The 16,126-nt window shown below is 69.9% G+C and carries 15 protein-coding genes, 1 tRNA gene, 1 pseudogene and 2 riboswitches; of the genes and pseudogenes, 10 read left to right on the top strand and 7 right to left on the bottom strand.

All coding sequences use genetic code 11. The features are described from left to right. A pseudogene (locus Pka01_RS24170) lies at positions 1 to 560 on the bottom strand (hypothetical protein); the annotation flags it as partial. A gap of 163 nt (positions 561 to 723) precedes the next feature. Beyond that, positions 724 to 821: riboswitch (glycine riboswitch) on the top strand. Further along, positions 822 to 917, top strand: a riboswitch (glycine riboswitch). A gap of 43 nt (positions 918 to 960) precedes the next feature. Between Pka01_RS24170 and gcvT the strand changes: the two are divergent. From gcvT to Pka01_RS24185, 3 genes are read left to right on the top strand one after another with little or no spacing between them, the layout of a single operon-like run. Further along, positions 961 to 2,073, top strand: a complete 1,113-nt coding sequence (gcvT, locus tag Pka01_RS24175; protein ID WP_203885152.1) for a glycine cleavage system aminomethyltransferase GcvT — start codon at positions 961 to 963, stop codon at positions 2,071 to 2,073. Further along, positions 2,070 to 2,459 (top strand): glycine cleavage system protein GcvH, encoded by a 390-nt coding sequence (gcvH, locus tag Pka01_RS24180; protein WP_203885153.1) that lies wholly within the window; start codon positions 2,070 to 2,072, stop codon positions 2,457 to 2,459. The genes gcvT and gcvH overlap by 4 nt, the downstream gene beginning before the upstream one ends. Positions 2,460 to 2,484: 25 nt before the next feature. Next, on the top strand, positions 2,485 to 3,855 hold the full coding sequence (locus Pka01_RS24185; RefSeq protein ID WP_203885154.1) for an L-serine ammonia-lyase: 1,371 nt from the start codon (positions 2,485 to 2,487) through the stop codon (positions 3,853 to 3,855). 3 nt (positions 3,856 to 3,858) lie between these two features. Here the strand turns inward: Pka01_RS24185 and Pka01_RS24190 are convergent, their stop codons facing one another. Beyond that, complete coding sequence (locus Pka01_RS24190) at positions 3,859 to 4,335, bottom strand: hypothetical protein (protein WP_203885155.1); 477 nt, start codon at positions 4,333 to 4,335, stop codon at positions 3,859 to 3,861. Positions 4,336 to 4,337: 2 nt separating this feature from the next. Beyond that, positions 4,338 to 4,940, bottom strand: coding sequence for a DUF6286 domain-containing protein (locus Pka01_RS24195; protein ID WP_203885156.1), 603 nt, complete (start codon positions 4,938 to 4,940; stop codon positions 4,338 to 4,340). Between the two features lie 201 nt (positions 4,941 to 5,141). On the opposite strand from Pka01_RS24195, the gene Pka01_RS24200 reads away from it, so the two are divergent. Continuing rightward, a complete protein-coding gene (locus Pka01_RS24200; RefSeq protein WP_203885157.1) occupies positions 5,142 to 6,317 on the top strand; it encodes an amino acid deaminase/aldolase in 1,176 nt (391 codons plus the stop codon). A 366-nt stretch (positions 6,318 to 6,683) separates the two neighbouring features. Here the strand turns inward: Pka01_RS24200 and Pka01_RS24205 are convergent, their stop codons facing one another. After that, on the bottom strand, positions 6,684 to 7,007 hold the full coding sequence (locus Pka01_RS24205; protein WP_203885158.1) for a DUF3618 domain-containing protein: 324 nt from the start codon (positions 7,005 to 7,007) through the stop codon (positions 6,684 to 6,686). A gap of 132 nt (positions 7,008 to 7,139) precedes the next feature. Here Pka01_RS24205 and bcp point away from each other — a divergent pair, with 132 nt between their 5' ends. Both bcp and Pka01_RS24215 read left to right on the top strand, forming a co-directional pair. After that, on the top strand, positions 7,140 to 7,607 hold the full coding sequence (bcp, locus tag Pka01_RS24210; RefSeq protein ID WP_203885159.1) for a thioredoxin-dependent thiol peroxidase: 468 nt from the start codon (positions 7,140 to 7,142) through the stop codon (positions 7,605 to 7,607). A 134-nt stretch (positions 7,608 to 7,741) separates the two neighbouring features. Next, a tRNA-Leu gene (locus tag Pka01_RS24215) sits at positions 7,742 to 7,814 on the top strand. A 21-nt stretch (positions 7,815 to 7,835) separates the two neighbouring features. Here the strand turns inward: Pka01_RS24215 and Pka01_RS24220 are convergent. After that, the gene (locus tag Pka01_RS24220; protein ID WP_203885160.1) at positions 7,836 to 8,093 is read right to left on the bottom strand and encodes a hypothetical protein; all 258 of its coding nucleotides are present in this window, start codon (positions 8,091 to 8,093) and stop codon (positions 7,836 to 7,838) included. Between the two features lie 514 nt (positions 8,094 to 8,607). Here Pka01_RS24220 and Pka01_RS24225 point away from each other — a divergent pair. From Pka01_RS24225 to Pka01_RS24240, 4 genes are all read left to right on the top strand, one after another. After that, positions 8,608 to 9,786, top strand: coding sequence for a sensor histidine kinase (locus tag Pka01_RS24225; RefSeq protein WP_239115257.1), 1,179 nt, complete (start codon positions 8,608 to 8,610; stop codon positions 9,784 to 9,786). 19 nt (positions 9,787 to 9,805) lie between these two features. Then, the gene (locus Pka01_RS24230) at positions 9,806 to 10,471 is read left to right on the top strand and encodes a response regulator (protein WP_203885162.1); all 666 of its coding nucleotides are present in this window, start codon (positions 9,806 to 9,808) and stop codon (positions 10,469 to 10,471) included. Between the two features lie 113 nt (positions 10,472 to 10,584). Continuing rightward, the gene (locus Pka01_RS24235; RefSeq protein WP_203885163.1) at positions 10,585 to 11,328 is read left to right on the top strand and encodes an ABC transporter ATP-binding protein; all 744 of its coding nucleotides are present in this window, start codon (positions 10,585 to 10,587) and stop codon (positions 11,326 to 11,328) included. 3 nt (positions 11,329 to 11,331) lie between these two features. Next, on the top strand, positions 11,332 to 13,818 hold the full coding sequence (locus Pka01_RS24240) for an ABC transporter permease (RefSeq protein WP_203885164.1): 2,487 nt from the start codon (positions 11,332 to 11,334) through the stop codon (positions 13,816 to 13,818). A 30-nt stretch (positions 13,819 to 13,848) separates the two neighbouring features. On the opposite strand, the gene Pka01_RS24245 is transcribed toward Pka01_RS24240, so the two are convergent. Then, entirely contained in the window at positions 13,849 to 14,109 is a 261-nt protein-coding gene (locus tag Pka01_RS24245; protein ID WP_203885165.1) for an SUKH-4 family immunity protein, read from the bottom strand. Beyond that, positions 14,109 to 16,028, bottom strand: a complete 1,920-nt coding sequence (locus tag Pka01_RS40885) for a toxin glutamine deamidase domain-containing protein (RefSeq protein WP_239115258.1) — start codon at positions 16,026 to 16,028, stop codon at positions 14,109 to 14,111. The genes Pka01_RS24245 and Pka01_RS40885 overlap by 1 nt, the downstream gene beginning before the upstream one ends. Positions 16,029 to 16,126 lie beyond the last annotated feature (98 nt).

A 16,126-nucleotide genomic window follows, 5' to 3' on the forward strand; every position in this document is an offset into this window, starting at 1 on the left:
TAGTTCAAATATAGCTTCGCCCGATCCTCGTCCAGGGTGTCCAGCGCGGCGAGCATGGCCTGCAGCGCCGGTCCGATCTCGGGCCGTTCGGCGTGCGCGGTGGCCGACAGGACGGCCAACTCGGGACAGGCACGCGCCCGCTCCGGATCGGTGATCAGCGGGATGCGACCTGGATGAACGGCCAGCGGAGTGATCGTCCCGCTGGGGCCCAGCTCGATCGCCTGCTCACACCAGCGGGCCACCGCAGGATCCGGGCAGATGACCATCAGGGCGGTAGGGCACTCCAGCCGGGCCCTGAGCACCGCTGAGTACACGGGCCAACTGAACCGCTTACGCGCGTCGCGGCGGTTCTGCACCTCGACGATCAGCGCAAGCTGCGCTCCTCCTGCCGTGTCGCGCAGCACCACGACAGAATCGGCGCGGAACTCCACCGGGGCCAGTTGAGTGCAGTCCACCGCCTCCACCGCGACGGTGGCGAATGAGGGCGGCTGGACACCGGCGGCGTCCCGCAGCAGTTCCACCGCGGTCATCGGCTGGTTGTGGATCAGCTCGATGGGCATCTCATGGTCGACTCCTGGCATGGAACGTAAAGTTACTTCATGTATTCGCTCAACTACAGAGAGTTCGCAGAATTTCGAGGAGTGGGACCCGGCGATCGGCGGAAAGGTGCCCGGCGGGCGTTACCGCGAGCAGCCCTCACCCACTAGGCTGACGGGACACCGGTGACCCCGCGCGGGAGAGTGTCCTGGCATCCTGTCAGGGCCCCTGAAGGAGCAAGCCCTCCCCGCGAACCTCTCAAGGCAAAGGACCGTGCGGGCCAGGTGTCCTCTGGAAAGCAGGCCTGCAGGCCTCGCCGAAGGTGAAAGTCCGGCAAAGGACGGGCGAAGCTCTCAGGCACCGATGACAGAGGGGGAGGATGCCCAATAGTCCGACGCAGCATCCGTCCTCCTGAGGTGCATCATGTCCCGGTCCACTCCGTTGCACGAGGTCCACGAGGCCCTCGGCGCCACCCTGACGGACTTCGCGGGCTGGCTCATGCCCCTGCGCTACGGCAGCGAGTCGGTCGAGCACAACGCGGTCCGCACGGCCGCCGGACTCTTCGACCTCTCCCACATGGGAGAGATCTTCGTCACCGGCCCCCAGGCGGGCGAGGCCCTCGACCACGCCCTCGTCGGCTGGCTCAGCGCGCTGGACACCGGGCGGGCCCGCTACACCATGATCGTCGACGGTGACGGTCACGTCCTCGACGACCTCATCGTCTACCGGCTCGCGCCCGAGGAGTTCCTCGTCGTCGCCAACGCCGCCAACTACCCCATGGTCGCGCGGGAGCTGACCGAGCGTGCCGGCGCGTACGACGCGCGGGTGGAGGACCGGTCCGAGTCCTTCGCGCTCGTCGCGGTCCAAGGCCCGAACAGCGCCGAGATCCTGGCCAAGCTCACCGAGGCCGACCTCGACGGGCTCAAGTACTACGCCGGCCTCCCCGCGACCGTCGCCGGGTTCGAGGCCCTGATCGCCCGCACGGGCTACACCGGCGAGGACGGCTTCGAGCTGTTCGTCCGCAACGAGGACGCCGTGCCGCTGTGGAACGCGCTGTCCGAGGCGGGCGCCGGGCTCGGGCTCCGCCCCGCCGGCCTGTCCGCCCGCGACACCCTCCGCCTCGAGGCGGGCATGCCCCTCTACGGCAACGAGCTGACCGCGGAGCAGACGCCGTTCGACGCCGGGCTCGGCCGGGTGGTGCGCCTGGACAAGCCGGGCGACTTCGTCGGCCGCGCGGCCCTCGCCGTACGCGCGGCCCAGGACCAGGAGGCCGGCCCCGGTGCGGACACCCGCCGCCTCGTCGGGCTCGTCGCGCGCGGACGCAGGGTCCCCCGGCACGGCTACCCCGTCACCCGTGACGGCGTGGTCGTGGGCGAGGTGACCAGCGGCGCGCCCTCGCAGTCGCTGGGAAAGCCGATCGCCATGGCGTACGTCTCGCGCGGCGCCGTGGAAGCGGGCGGCCTGGCCGTGGACATTCGTGGCAGTCATGAACCGGTCGACGTCGTTGACCTGCCTTTTTACAGGAGGAGCAAGTGAGCAGCATTCCCGAAGACCTGAGCTACACCAAGGAGCACGAGTGGGTGGCCGGGCTCGATGACGGCCGCACCGTGACGGTGGGCGTCACCGCGTACGCCGCCGAGCAGCTCGGCGACGTGGTCTACGTCCAGGTGCCCGAGGTCGGCGCCGCGGTCACCGCCGGAGACGCCGTGGGCGAGGTCGAGTCCACCAAGTCCGTGAGCGACATCTTCGCGCCGGTCACCGGTGAGATCGTGGAGGTCAACGCGGCCGTCGTCGACGACCCCTCGCTGGTCAACTCCGACCCGTACGGCGAGGGCTGGCTGTTCCGCGTGCAGATCGGCGAGGAGCCGGAGGACCTGCTCACCTCCGCCGAGTACACCTCGCTCACCACCGCCGAGTCCTGACCACTTCTTCCAAGGACGACGACCAGTGGCTATCAGCGTTTTCGACCTGTTCAAGGTGGGAATCGGGCCGTCCAGCTCGCACACGGGCGGCCCGATGGCCGCGGCGCACCGGTTCGCCCGCGGCCTGCACGCGGAGGGGCTGCTGGAGAAGGTCACCGAGGTCCGGGTGATCCTCTACGGGTCGCTCGGGCTGACGGGGAAGGGACACGGCAGCGACAAGGCCGTGCTGCTCGGCCTGTCCGGGGAGAAGCCGGAGCTCGTCGACGTCGACCGCGTCGACGGGATGCTCGAGGCCATGCGGTCGAGCGGCACCGTCCGGCTGTACGGCTCGCACGAGGTGCCCTTCGTGGTGGGCGACCACCTGGTGTTCGAGCGGAAGCTGTCGCTCCCCCACCACCCGAACGGCATGCGCTTCACGGCGTTCTCCGAGGGCACCGTCGTGCGGGAGAAGGTCTACTACTCGGTCGGCGGCGGGTTCGTGGTTGACGAGAACGCCACCGGCGCCGACCGGATCAAGCCGGACGACACGGTCCTGCCGTATCCGTTCACGACGGCCGCGGAGCTGCTCGCCCACTGCGCGGACACCGGCCTGTCGGTGTCCGGGCTGATGATGGAGAACGAGAAGGCCTTCGGCCGTACGCCGGAGGAGATCCGCCGGCAGTTGCTCCACCTGTGGTCGGTCATGGTCGAGTGCGTACGGCGGGGCACCCACAGCGAGGGCGTCCTGCCCGGCGGCCTGAAGGTCAAGCGCCGGGCGAACCAGCTCCACCGCAGGCTCCAGAGCGAGAACGACAGCGACCCCCTGCGCGCCATGGACTGGGTGACGCTGTTCGCCCTCGCCGTCAACGAGGAGAACGCGGCGGGCGGCCGGATCGTCACGGCCCCCACGAACGGCGCGGCGGGTATCATCCCGGCCGTCCTGTCGTACTACACGAGGTTCATCCCGGGGGCGGACGACGACGGGGTGGTCCGCTTCCTGCTGACCGCCGGAGCCATGGGCGTGCTGTTCAAGGAGAACGCCTCGATCTCCGGCGCCGAGGTGGGCTGCCAGGGCGAGGTCGGCTCGGCCTGCTCGATGGCGGCCGCGGGGCTCACCGAGGTGCTTGGCGGCACCCCCGAGCAGGTGGAGAACGCCGCCGAGATCGGCATCGAGCACAACCTGGGGCTGACCTGCGACCCGATCGGCGGCCTCGTGCAGATCCCCTGCATCGAGCGCAACGCGGTCGCCTCGATCAAGGCGATCGCCGCGGCCAGGATCGCGCTGCGGGGCGACGGCCGTCACTTCGTGGCGCTGGACAAGGCCATCAAGACCATGCGGGACACCGGCAGGGACATGCTCGACAAGTACAAGGAGACCTCACGCGGCGGCCTGGCCGTCAACGTGATCGAATGCTGAACGTCAGCGCCGGCGGACGTGAAGCCGAACGAGCGTGGGGATGTCCTCGCGGTCGACCGCCCCGCGCACGCGCGGGATCACCTCGCCTTCGAGGCGTCCGATCACCTCGTGCAGGTCGGCGCGGGGAAGCAGGGACACCAGAACGCGCATCCGCTTGTCGCGGACCAGCCTGACCTGGATCCTCCCGATGCCTTCTATGCCCTTCAGCGCGACGCCCAGCATCGCCGTCCCCGATCCCGAACGGCTCCCGCAGCGCCCCCACCCGAGGGCGACCGCGAGCCAGCGCGTGACGATCAGGGCGATCAGGATGGCGGTGGCCGCGGCCGGCGGCCGCGCCCAGGCGTTGTTCACGAAGAACGACAGGTCGATGATCCGTGCACCGAGGTGATCGGCCCGGGCGGCCAGCACGCCGACGCCCGCCGCCGCCATGACCAGCCCGACGATGCCGAGGCCGATCCGGTTCCCCATGTAGGCGCGCATCCTCAGCCTCTCCTCCTCCTGCGCAGCCGTACGACGACCTCGTGACGGCACTGCGCTCCGAGGCCGGAAAGCTGGTCCCCCACGGCCGCGCCGACCTCGCGCAGCAGTTCGCCCGCGCCCTTGGCCTCGGTGACGACCACGACCTCGATCTGGTCGCGCAACATCCGCACGCGGGCGCGCTGAACGCCCTCGACCGTCTGGGCCGCGACCGCGAGGGTCCTGCTCAGGCCGGCGCGGGTCAGTCCCATCACCAGAAGCGGGTCCTCGGACTCCAGGGGCACCAGGCGGGGCCGCCCGGGTAGTACGGCGAGGGCCAGCAGGCCCACACCGCAAACGATCATCATGGCGGCCGTGCCGGGGACGGCGGGATCCGCGAAGGTCGTCGACAGCAGGCGATGGAGCGGCGGCCACAGGACGGGCGAGCCGAAGATCGTCGCGATGATCTCGACGGCCAGCGCCCACGCGCCCACGGAGAGCACCGCGGCCACCACGATCCCCATGGGCGTGCGGCCGGGCCGCAGCGCCCGGACCGCGTTGCGGCGTACGGCACGGCGGCTGTCGCCCCTGGCCGACGCGCCCGCGAAGATCTCCTGCACGACGCTCATCAGACGGTCACCTCTGGCCAGCACAGCGTGCGATCCGATCTGTAGTCACCTGTTCAGGGGTACACGGCGGAAGGCGCCCGCGAGCCGATCACCCGCCATCTTGCGCGATCATGGCCACAGGGCATCGGAATCTTTGCCGCAGCGCCAGTTAACGTGAGCGGCACTCATTTAATTTGCGCCTATTCGTACTAGGCTGCGGACATGGACGACCGACAGCGTCTTGACCAGGCCACGTCGGGCCTGCACCCGCCCTTCGCGGTGGTCGACCTCGACGCGCTGCGGTCCAACGGCGCCGACATGGTCCGCCGGGCCAACGGCAAGCCGATCCGTGTCGCCAGCAAGTCGATTCGCAGCCGGGCGATCCTCGAACGCGTCCTCGCCATGGACGGCTTCGCCGGCATCATGGCGTTCACGCTTCCCGAGGCGCTCTGGCTCGTGTCCCGCGGCCTGCGCGACGTGCTCGTGGCGTATCCGTCCGTGGACACGGGCGCGCTGCGCGCGCTCGGCTCCGACCCCCAGGCCGCCGGAGAGGTCACCGTGATGGTCGACTCGCCGGACCACCTGGATCTGATCGAGAGCCTCCACCTTCCTCACCAGATCCGGATATGTCTTGATATGGACGCGGCGTTCGTCGCGTTCGGCGGGAAACTGCGCGTGGGCGCTCTCCGCTCCCCCGTCCGCGAGCCCGGCCAGGCGGCCAGGATCGCCGAGGACATCGCCGCCCGCCCGGGGATGCGCCTGGTGGGCCTCATGGCGTACGAGGCGCAGATCGCCGGGGTCGGCGACCGGGTCCCCGGCGCGTACGGGCGGGTCGTGCGGTGGATGCAGGCCAGATCCGGCCAGGAGCTCGCCGTCAGGCGCGGCAAGGTCGTCCAGGCGGTACAGCAGGTCACGGATCTGGAGTTCGTCAACGGCGGGGGCACGGGCAGCATCGAGCGGACGACGGCGGAGGACGCGATCACCGAGGTGGCGGCCGGCTCCGGCTTCTTCCATCCGCGGCTGTTCGACTTCTACCGGAGCTTCAGCGGGCGGCCGGCGGCGTTGTTCGCCCTGCCGGTGGTGCGCAAGCCGTCCCCGGGCGTCGCGACGGTGCTCGGCGGCGGTTATCCGGCCTCGGGCCCGTCAGGGGCGAACCGGTTACCCCACCCCCATCTGCCGGCCGGGCTGAGGTACGACTCCAACGAGGGGGCGGGCGAAGTCCAGACCCCTCTGGTCGGTGACGCGGCCTACGACCTGCGGATCGGCGACCGCGTCTGGTTCCGGCACGCCAAGGCCGGCGAGCTGTGCGAACGCTTCGCCGGCCTGCATCTGATCGAAGGCGACCGATTGGTCGAGGAAGTCCCCACCTATCGAGGAGAAGGCCAGACCTTCCTCTAGCCCCTCCCCCGCGTGATCATGCACAGGTTCGTGAGGATGCCGCGCGACCTGGCCCTTCTCTCTTCGTGATCATGCACAGATTCGGGCGCGACCCCTGCGACCAGCGCCGCGCCAGTTCGTGATCATGCAAAAGGGGTGGCACCCCCGCACGCCACCCCCCGCGCGGCAGCGGACGTGATTGCCTGATCACGAACGATGTCCTGCCAGGTCATCGGTCACGCCGAAGAATCCGTGCATGATCACAACTCGCGTTCGCCCAGGTCACGGCCTCAATCCACGAATCCGTGCATGATCACGCCCGGGGTTTGGGGTGGCCAGTGGGCCTCTCCACGAACCTGTGCATGATCACACCCAAGGTTGGGTGGGTCAGCGGGTGCGACGGCGCATGAGGATGATGGCGGCCCCCACGACGAGGACGGCGCCGATTCCGATCAGCACCGGGGCCATGGACTGCGCCGGTGCGTACCGTCCCTCCCCCTCCATCTCGGTGTCGGACCGCGTCGTCGGACCCCCAACGAGATCCCCGATCGACGACACCAGGTGCTCCGCGTTGGCCTTGACCTTGGCGACGCCGCGCTCGGCCACCCGTTTCGGGCTCACCCGGTCCGCGATGGCGTCGACCGTGCGAGCCAGTTCGGCCCGGGTGCGCTCGATCTCTCGTTCCAGCGCATCGGGATCGGTGTCAGCCATGCGATCCCCTCCTGTGGTTTCCGTAGGTGATCAGTCTGCCAGGTCCGGTACGCACCCCGCACAACGGCCGAACCGGTAGTTTGGTTGGCGCTTGTCCGCACAACGACGCGGGTCACCCTCACGGAGGTATCAATGAGCAGGCTCGAGGTCGGCGACGCCGCACCCGAATTCACCCTCGATGACGACCAGGGCAACGCGGTGTCGCTCACGTCGTTCCGTGGCAAGCGCGTCATCCTCTACTTCTACCCAGCGGCGATGACTCCAGGCTGCACCAAGCAGGCCTGCGACTTCCGCGACAATCTGGGCTCGCTGACCGCCCAGGGCTTCGTCGTCCTCGGTGTCTCCAAGGACAAGCCCGCCAAGCTCCAGCAGTTCCGCGAGCGCGACGGGCTCACGTTCCCGCTCCTGTCCGACGTCGATCTCGACGTGCACAAGGCGTACGACGCCTACGGCGAGAAGACGAACTACGGCAAGACGATCATGGGTGTCATCCGCTCGACCTTCGTCATCGACGCCGACGGCAAGATCGAGAAGGCGCTCTACAACGTGAAGGCGACCGGCCACGTCGCCCGGCTGGTCAAGGAGCTCGGCATCGCCTGACCCGTACGGTCACACCGCCTGAGGCCCCCGCAAAACGGGCGGCCTCCGGCGGTATCCAGCCTGTACGATGGGCGGCGCCTGCCTGTGATGTCACAGGGACCGCACCGCCGTTCACGGTGCGCAGAACAGACCAAGGGGCCGTAGTCCAACGGCAGAGACAGCGGCTTTAGGTGCCGTCCAGCGTGGGTTCGAATCCCACCGGCCCCACTGTGTGACCGGTGGACGCGGTCACGAACCCGGAGCGGCGCACTGCAGTCCCGCGTCGGTCCAGCGGCAGTTTTGCGGCAGATCGCCGGACTGCTGGTCCTGCCCGAAGCGCGGCCCGCCCTGGCCGTCTCGCGGGAACCGGCGCTGACCCTGGTCGGGGTCGGACCACACGACTCCGTAGCGCTGGTCGTGGAACCGGTGCCAGAGAGTGTCGCCGACCAGGACGACGCCCCCGCCGAACAGGGCTCCCACCACCGCGCAGACCACGCCGACGATCACGAGTCGGCCGGAGTCCGTGCGTCGCGGCCGAGGGGCGCCCGTGGGTCCCGTCGGCTGCGCCGGTGGACCAGGAACACCAGGCCCGCCGGCAACACCAGGCCCGCCGGGCCCCGGAGCGGGACGCCAGCCCGGAGCATTCCAGCCGGCGCCTCCGGGCCCGAACGCGTATCGCCGTGGGGATGATTGGCCGGCGGAGCCTACTCCGGGCCCTGCAGCAGGTCCGGAGCGTGACTCCGCCGTGGACTGGTGGGGAGCCGCCTCGGCAGGAAGCGGTGTGGTGCCCTCTCCCGGCCCCGGAACGCGCGACTCATCCTCAGCATCGCGCGGCCCTCCATGTTGATCCGCCATCACAGATCTCCTGTCCGCCCCGACCGAGGCGCTCCCGGGGATAATGATGGTCCTCATTTCGTAAAGGCGGCGTAAGGCCCGTCCTCGCATGTGCGACCTGAGTCGTACGCCCGGATCACTCCGAAGGCGGAACACCGCTGAGCAGCCACTACGTATGGTTGAAACCGTGTTCGGCAGACCACGCGCCTGGGCCCGGCGTCACCCCGTACTGATCGACTCCGTCACCATCTCACCGGTGGTCCTGTTCTGCCTGGCCACGGTCCCGAATTTCAGCGACGCCCAGTGGCTGGGCGGCTCCCGCGTCGGGATGCCGGCGGGGGTGTTCCTGACGCTCGCGCTCCTCGCGCCGCTCATGTTGCGCAGGAAGTACCCCCGCGAGGTGTTCGCGGCCGTCGCCCTGATGAGCTTCGGCCAATGGCTGGGCGGCCTGTCCGAGCTCCCGGCGAACATCGCCGTCCTGGTCGCGATGTACGGCGTGGCCGCCCGATGCACAGCCGCCTGGGCCGTCGCGGCCGGCCTGGTGGCCGAACTCGGGCTGGCGCTCGCGCAGACCCGTTACGGCCGGTTCGACCCGAACGCCTTCGCCTCCATGTCGGTGTTCGTCATCGCCATCTGGATCACCGGGATCTACGCGAACACCCGGCGGCGATACGTCGAGGGCCTGGTGGAGCGTGCCGAACGCGCGGAGCGAGAGCGGGACCAGCAGGCGCAGATCGCCGCGGCCGCCGAGCGCACCCGCATCGCCAGGGAGTTGCACGACGTCGTCGCGCACAACGTCAGCGTGATGGTCGTCCAGGCGGACGGCGCGGGCTACGCCATCGACAGCGACCCGGAGCAGGCCCGCCGTGCCGTACAGGCGATCTCGGCGACGGGGCGCACGGCGCTCGCGGAGATGCGCCGCCTGGTGGGGGTGCTCAGGCAGGAGGGGGACCACAGACAGGAGTACGCTCCGCAACCGGGCGTGGCACAACTCGGCGACCTGATCAAGCAGGTCGGCGACTCCGGGTTGCCGATCGACTTCACCGTCTCCGGGGTGCCGCAGGCGCTGCCGGAGGGAGAACAGCTGGTGATCTACCGGATCGTCCAGGAGGCGCTGACGAACACCCTCAAACACGGAGGCCCGGGTGCGCGCGCCATGGTCGACATGACGTACGGCAGGGGCGAGGTCCTGCTGCGGATCTCCGACGACGGCAGGGGCGCGGCCGCGATCGCGCCGGACGGCGGGCACGGACTGGTCGGCATGCGGGAGCGGGCGGCGATGTACGGCGGGAGCATCGACGCGGGCCCGAAGGTGGGCGGCGGCTTCCAGGTGCTCGCGCGGATCCCGACCGGAGTGACGGTATGACGGACAGGAAGCGGCGGCGATGATCCGAGTGATGCTGGTCGACGACCAGGAACTGGTGCGCACGGGATTCCGGATGGTGCTCGGGGCGCAACCCGACATCGAGGTCGTGGGCGAGGCCGCGGACGGCGCCTCGGCCGTCGAGATGTTGCGCACGCTCGAGGCCGACGTGGTGTTGATGGACGTCCGGATGCCCCGTATGGACGGCGTGGAGGCGGCCAGGCTCATCTGCGCGTCCCCCAGTTCGCCCAAGGTGCTCATGCTGACGACCTTCGACCTGGACGAGTACGCCTTCGAGGCCATCAAGGCGGGCGTCTCGGGCTTCCTGCTCAAGGACGTGCCGCCGCCCGAGCTGATCAGCGCCATCCGCTCCGTCAACGCCGGCGACGCGGTGATCGCCCCCAGCACGACCAGGCGCCTGCTCGACCGCGTCGCCGTGCACCTGCCGGTCGGCGAGGCGCTCAGACGGCAGGACGACACCCTGACGGCGCGGGAGCGTGAAGTCCTGTACCACGTGGCCCTGGGGCTGTCGAACGCGGAGATCGCCCAGCAGTTGCGCCTGGCGGAGGCGACGGTGAAGACCCACCTCGGCCGGATCCTGGCCAAACTGAGCCTGCGTGACCGTGCCCAGGCCGTCGTCTACGCGTACGAGAGCGGGCTCGTCACGCCGGATCGTACCCAGGGCTGACTCGGGACTACATCAGAAATCGCAGACGGGCCCTACGGACCCACGGCAAGCGGAACAGAAAGCCCTTCGCACGGCAGAGGTACGCGCATGATCACGTACCTAGGGTTTTCCGTATGACCACAATCACGAGTTTCCGGAGCGCCGTGACCGCGCAGGGGCTCACCAAGGTATACGGCTCAGGCGACGCGGCCGTGCACGCCCTACGCGGCATCGACGTCGAGTTCGCCACCCGGGCGTTCACCGCGATCATGGGCCCGTCGGGCTCCGGCAAGTCCACGCTGATGCACTGCCTCGCCGGGCTCGACTCGGTTACGGACGGCCACGTCTCCATCGGCGACGTCGAGATCACCCGGCTGAACGACAAGCGGCTCACGATGTTGCGGCGCGAACGTGTCGGCTTCATCTTCCAGGCGTTCAATCTGCTGCCCACCCTGACCGCCGAGCAGAACATCCTGCTGCCGCTGCAGATCGCCGGACGGCAGCCCGACCAGGCGCTGTTCGACCGTGTGATCGACACGGTCGGCCTCCGCGACCGGTTGCGGCACAAGCCGAGCCAGCTGTCCGGCGGCCAGCAGCAGCGCGTCGCCGTCGCCCGGGCGCTCATCAGCAAGCCTGAAGTGATCTTCGCGGACGAGCCGACGGGCAACCTCGACTCGCGCAGCGGCGCGGAGGTGTTGTCGTTCCTCCGCACGTCGGTGCGGGAGCTCGGGCAGACGATCGTGATGGTGACCCACGACCCGGTCGCCGCGTCGTACGCCGACAGGGTCGTGTTCCTCCGCGACGGCCTGCTGGTGCGCGAGCTCGAGCAGCCGACGCCGCAGACCGTGCTCGACACGCTCGTGGCGCTGGAGGCCTGAGCCGTGTTCAGGACCACCATCGCGGGCCTGCTGGCGCACCGGCTCCGGCTGCTGCTCACCTCGCTGGCCATCATCCTCGGCGTGGGCTTCATCGCCGGGACCTTCGTGCTCACCGACACGATCGACGCCGGCTTCAGCCAGTCCTTCACCGCCGCCGCCGACAAGATCGACGTCGCGGTCCTCGCGAAAGACGAGGAGAACCCGCTTCCCCCGAGCCTGCTCGCCAAGGTGGGATCAGTCGCCGGCGTCAAGGACGCGCAGCCCGTCGTGTCCGGCGAGGCGGCCCTCATCGGCAAGGACGGCAAGACCATCGGTGAACTCGTCACCGCCGGGGTGGCCTTCCCCTCGTACCGGATGGACCTGACCAGCGGCAGTGCGCCGGTGTCGGACGGCGAGGCCGTGGTCGACACGAACACGGCCAAGACGGAGGGCTTCCGGATCGGGGACACCATCGCCGTCCTCGACGACAAGAACGCCCGGCACGAGTTCCGGCTCGTCGGCACCTTCGACGTCGGCGTCGACCAGTCCCTCGCCGCCCGCGGCGCGGTCGCCTACACCCCCGCGACCGCGATGCGGATGACGGGAGCGAAGGGCTACGCCGAGATCGACGTCACCACCGCGGGCCCGTCCAGGGAGAGCCTCCGTACGGCGATCGCCGCGGTCGCGGGGTCCGGCGCCACGGTCCAGACCGGGGAGGAACTCGCCTCCGACCTGGCGGCCTCCAACGGCGCTAGCACCGAGTACCTGAAGATCGGCCTGCTGCTGTTCGGCGTCGTCGCCCTGCTGGTCGCGGGCCTGGTGATCTACAACACCTTCGGGATCCTGGTTGCCCAGCGCATGCGCGAGCTCGCGTTGCTGCGATGCATCGGGGCGACCCGGCGTCAGGTCTTCGGATCGATCGTGCTGGAGTCGACCATCGTCGGGCTGGTCTCGTCGGTCCTCGGCCTGGGCGCCGGGCTCGGCATGGGAGGGCTCGCCGTGTTCCTCCTGAACACCTTCAGCCCTGACGTGGAGGTCCCCACGGGCACCGTGACGCTGTCGCCGCAGACCATCGTCATCGGCCTGGCCACCGGTCTGATCATGACCGTGGTCGCGGCCCTGCTCCCGGCTCGCCAGGCCACCAAGGTCGCGCCCGTCGCCGCCCTGCGCACGCAGACCGAGGAGCACACCTTCCGCACCGGCGTCGTGCGGATCGTCTTCGCCGTGATTTTCGGGCTGGCCGCCGCGGGACTGACCTACATGGGCGTGACCGCGAAGCCGGACGAGTCGGCGCTCATGACCGTCATGGCCGGCGGCATACTGGCCTTCTTCTCCGTGCTGATCCTCGGGCCGGTGCTCGTCACACCACTGAGCGGGCTGGCGGGCTGGCTGCCCGGACGGCTGTTCGGGGTGCCGGGCCGTCTGGCCACGGAGAACTCACGACGCAACCCGAAGCGGTCGGCCACCACCACGATCGCCCTCACCATCGGCGTCACGCTGATGACGTTCATGGCCGTCCTCACCGCGACCATGCGGGCCACCGCCGACCAGGAGCTCGATTCGCAGTTCGTCGCCGACTACCGGGTCGCCGCGCAGACCGGCGACGTCCCCCACGCGGTCGCGGAGGCGCTGCGCGGACACCCGGAGCTGGCCACCGTCGCGGAGTTCAGGGAGGCCGAGGGCAGGCTCGACGACAAGGACTATCCCATCGGAACGGTGACGTCGTCGGTTCTCGAGTCCACCATGCGGCCGAAGGCGACGTCGGGCTCCACTGACGGCTTCAAGCCGGGGACGGTCATGATCGCCGACTACGTGGCCGAGCACCTCAAGATCAAGGTGGGCGACGACGTCAGAATCGGGACCGAGAAGGACGCCACCCCGCTTCGCGTGGTCGCCATCCTCGACTCGGAGTCGCTGCTGCCGTCGATCACCGTGCCGGAGCAGTTCTTCGCCGAGCGCTTCGGAAAGGTGGACGACAACCAGATCCTGATCATCGCGGCCGACGGCGCCGATCAGGACAAGGCGCGGGCGATCGTGGACAACGCGGCCCAGCCGTACCCGGCGGTGAAGGTCACCAGCTCCACCGAGATCCGCGATCAGTTCGACGACGCGATCGGCGGGATCCTGTCGGTCATCACCGGTCTGCTCGGCCTCGCGATCGTCATCTCGCTGCTGGGCATCGCGAACACGTTGTCGTTGTCGGTTCACGAACGGACGCGTGAGTCGGCGCTGCTGCGCGCCCTCGGCCTGAAGCGCGGGCAACTGCGGGGCATGCTCACGATCGAGGCGCTGATCCTCGGTCTCGTCGGCGCCCTCGTCGGCACCGTCCTCGGAATCGTCTACGGCTGGGCCGCGACGGAGACGATCGCGGAGTCGGTGAGCTTCCAGCTGCCCGTCGGACAGATCCTGTTGTTCATCGCGGCGTCCGGACTGGCGGGAGTGCTGGCGGCCGTGCTCCCCGCCCGGCGGGCCGCGCGCACGTCCATCGTGGGCTCCCTCGCGAGCGACTGAGCCGTCACCTGGCCGATCACCCGCAGGTGGTCACGAAGGCGGGAGGGCGGCGCGCCACTGCTCGGCCACATCGTCGGGGCCGAGCAGTGGCCGTATCGCGATCGCGCCCGTCGTCCCGTCGATGACGAGGCAGCCGCCCCCGACTGTCTCGGGGGGAACGCTCGGGTCCTCGGGCCTGTCGTCCGAAATCCAGGCGACGTAGCCGCCGTCGAAGGCGAGCAACTCCACCTCGGCGCAGCGATCTCCGAAATAGTCTTCCGCCAGTTCCCGCGCCTGATCGGGCGAGACCATCAAAGACGTTGCCCCTCCCGGTCGATGACCACGCAGAAGACCCCGGTGACGGCCTCGTACGGTGGTTCGACCGCCATGTGACCCCGCTGCGCGTCGATCCACAGGACCTCGTCCCGGCAGTTCACGGCGTTCCATGCGTGACTCCCACCGCCCGGCCAGCGGGTGATGAGCATCGCGCTCGCCCCGTGACCTCCGAAGACCAGCCGTTGCGCGATCGCCACGTAGGCGCGGCGGCCGTGCCCGACATATTCGAACCGATGGCCGAGCCACTGCTCGGCGCGGGCGACTCCCCCCGTCTCACCGGTCAGGAGCGGCTTTCCCCCCGCGTCGAACTCCGGGTGACGGCGTGCGGCCACGACAGGTTCGCCGTGCCAGGTCGACACGACGGCCAGCGCGCAGTCGACGGCGTTCGTCGACCTGAACGGGTCCTCCGACGGCCCTTCCGCGTTGATCAGGCGTATCCAGGTGCCCCGGGGGTCGGGAAATCGCCCGCTGACCGCGTGGACCAGGCTCTCCCGGGCGAGGATCTCCTCGGTTCCCGGCCTCGCCTCCGCCAGCCCTCCCGGCTTGCCGTACGGGCGCGTCGCCTCCAGCCGCGACGGCCTGCGGGGACCGTCGAACCAGTCAGGCCCGGGGTCGGTGCCCGCGCCGTTGCTGAATCGGGCGCCGCCCGATCCCCGCGCGAAGCCCTGCACTTGTGCGGCGCCCTGCTCCTGCCTGAGACCGTCCTGCTGAGGCGGTGACGCGCTTGCGGCCTGCACATCGGCCCGCGCCTCCACCGACGCCGCGGACTGTGCCGTGGTGTCCGCCGCCCCCTGCAGTATGGCGTGCGCCGCGGACTGAACCGGGAGCTGCACTGCGGCCTGAACCGGGGCCTGAACCGGGGACTCGACCGGGAACTGGGCAGGCGACTCGACCGGGGGGTGCACCGCGGCCTGGGCGTCGGCGTGCACCTCGGGCTGGTCGGGCTGAACCACGGGCTGAACCGAGGGTTGCGTCGCCGGCTGCGCTTCGGGCTGTGTGGCGGGCTGTGTCATCTGCTGCGTTTCGGGCTGTGCCACCTGCTGCGCTTCAGGCTGAGCAAAGGACTGTGCCGCGTGCCGTGCTTCAGGCTCAACCGAGGGCTGCGCCACGGACTGCGCTTCAGGTTGTGCCGCGGCCTCCGCTGCGGAAGGTGCGGCGGCCTGCGCTGTGGTGTGCGGCCCCGTCTGCCTGGCGGCCCCGTCGATCATCTCCCCGGCCGAATCGGCCGCGTGGACCTCCGGTTCCGTGGTGTCGGCGGCGCCGTCGACGTCCGGCGCTGAGCCGGTGACACCCTCGGTCACCTCCGTGACCACCGCGTCGCCCTCGCCCTGACCGTCGTTCGGGCCGTCGTTCCGGCTGTCGCAGCCGCCGTGTTCCGGCATCTCGTTCGAGCCGTTCGGCGTGCCGCCCAGCGGCGTGCCTGGCGTTGCCTTCACCCTGCCGTTGCGTGCGCCCTTCGCCAATCCGTTGAGCAAGCCGCTCAGCAGCCCGTTCGACGTGCCGTTGGACATGCCGTTGGACATGCCGTTGGACATGCCGTTGCACATCGCGTGCGACGTTCCGTTCGACGACCCGGCGGCGAGGCCGTTCATCAGGCCGGCCGCCGGGCTGTCCGCCATGGCGTTGGACGGACCGGTCACCGGACCGTTCGGCAGGGCCGTCGCGCGTGCCTGCGCGTGGCGGCTCTCCTGGCCTCGGCCGTCCACGCGGAGGTCGTCCGGGTGCCGGTCGTCCCGGTGCCGGTCGTCCCGGTGCCGGTCGTCCCGGTGCCGGTCGTCCGGGGACGCGGGAGTATCCGCGGCCTTCTCGTAATCACGCCACCTACGCCCGTCGGCGCTCACGATCGGGTTGTAGACGCCGGTCGGCAACCGCCACCGGGCATGCCTGCGAGCCATCTCCTGAGTCACGTGCTGCGGCCCCCTCCCTGACACGTAATCAGGGTGCCGATGCTAGAGGCGGCCTCACTCTCGTCACAGTGGCTTTCCCAAGTCCA

The sequence above is a fragment of the Planotetraspora kaengkrachanensis genome (genome assembly GCF_016862895.1).
GTDB lineage: Bacteria > Actinomycetota > Actinomycetes > Streptosporangiales > Streptosporangiaceae > Planotetraspora > Planotetraspora kaengkrachanensis.

Coding starts and splice junctions, on each gene's coding strand:
- gcvT (WP_203885152.1), top strand. CDS start 961: ATGTCCCGGTCCACTCCGTTGCACGAGGTCCACGAGGCCCTCGGCGCC.
- Pka01_RS24190 (WP_203885155.1), bottom strand. CDS start 4,335: ATGCGCGCCTACATGGGGAACCGGATCGGCCTCGGCATCGTCGGGCTG.
- Pka01_RS24195 (WP_203885156.1), bottom strand. CDS start 4,940: ATGAGCGTCGTGCAGGAGATCTTCGCGGGCGCGTCGGCCAGGGGCGAC.
- Pka01_RS24200 (WP_203885157.1), top strand. CDS start 5,142: ATGGACGACCGACAGCGTCTTGACCAGGCCACGTCGGGCCTGCACCCG.
- Pka01_RS24205 (WP_203885158.1), bottom strand. CDS start 7,007: ATGGCTGACACCGATCCCGATGCGCTGGAACGAGAGATCGAGCGCACC.
- bcp (WP_203885159.1), top strand. CDS start 7,140: ATGAGCAGGCTCGAGGTCGGCGACGCCGCACCCGAATTCACCCTCGAT.
- Pka01_RS24230 (WP_203885162.1), top strand. CDS start 9,806: ATGATCCGAGTGATGCTGGTCGACGACCAGGAACTGGTGCGCACGGGA.
- Pka01_RS24235 (WP_203885163.1), top strand. CDS start 10,585: ATGACCACAATCACGAGTTTCCGGAGCGCCGTGACCGCGCAGGGGCTC.
- Pka01_RS24245 (WP_203885165.1), bottom strand. CDS start 14,109: ATGGTCTCGCCCGATCAGGCGCGGGAACTGGCGGAAGACTATTTCGGA.
- Pka01_RS40885 (WP_239115258.1), bottom strand. CDS start 16,028: ATGGCTCGCAGGCATGCCCGGTGGCGGTTGCCGACCGGCGTCTACAAC.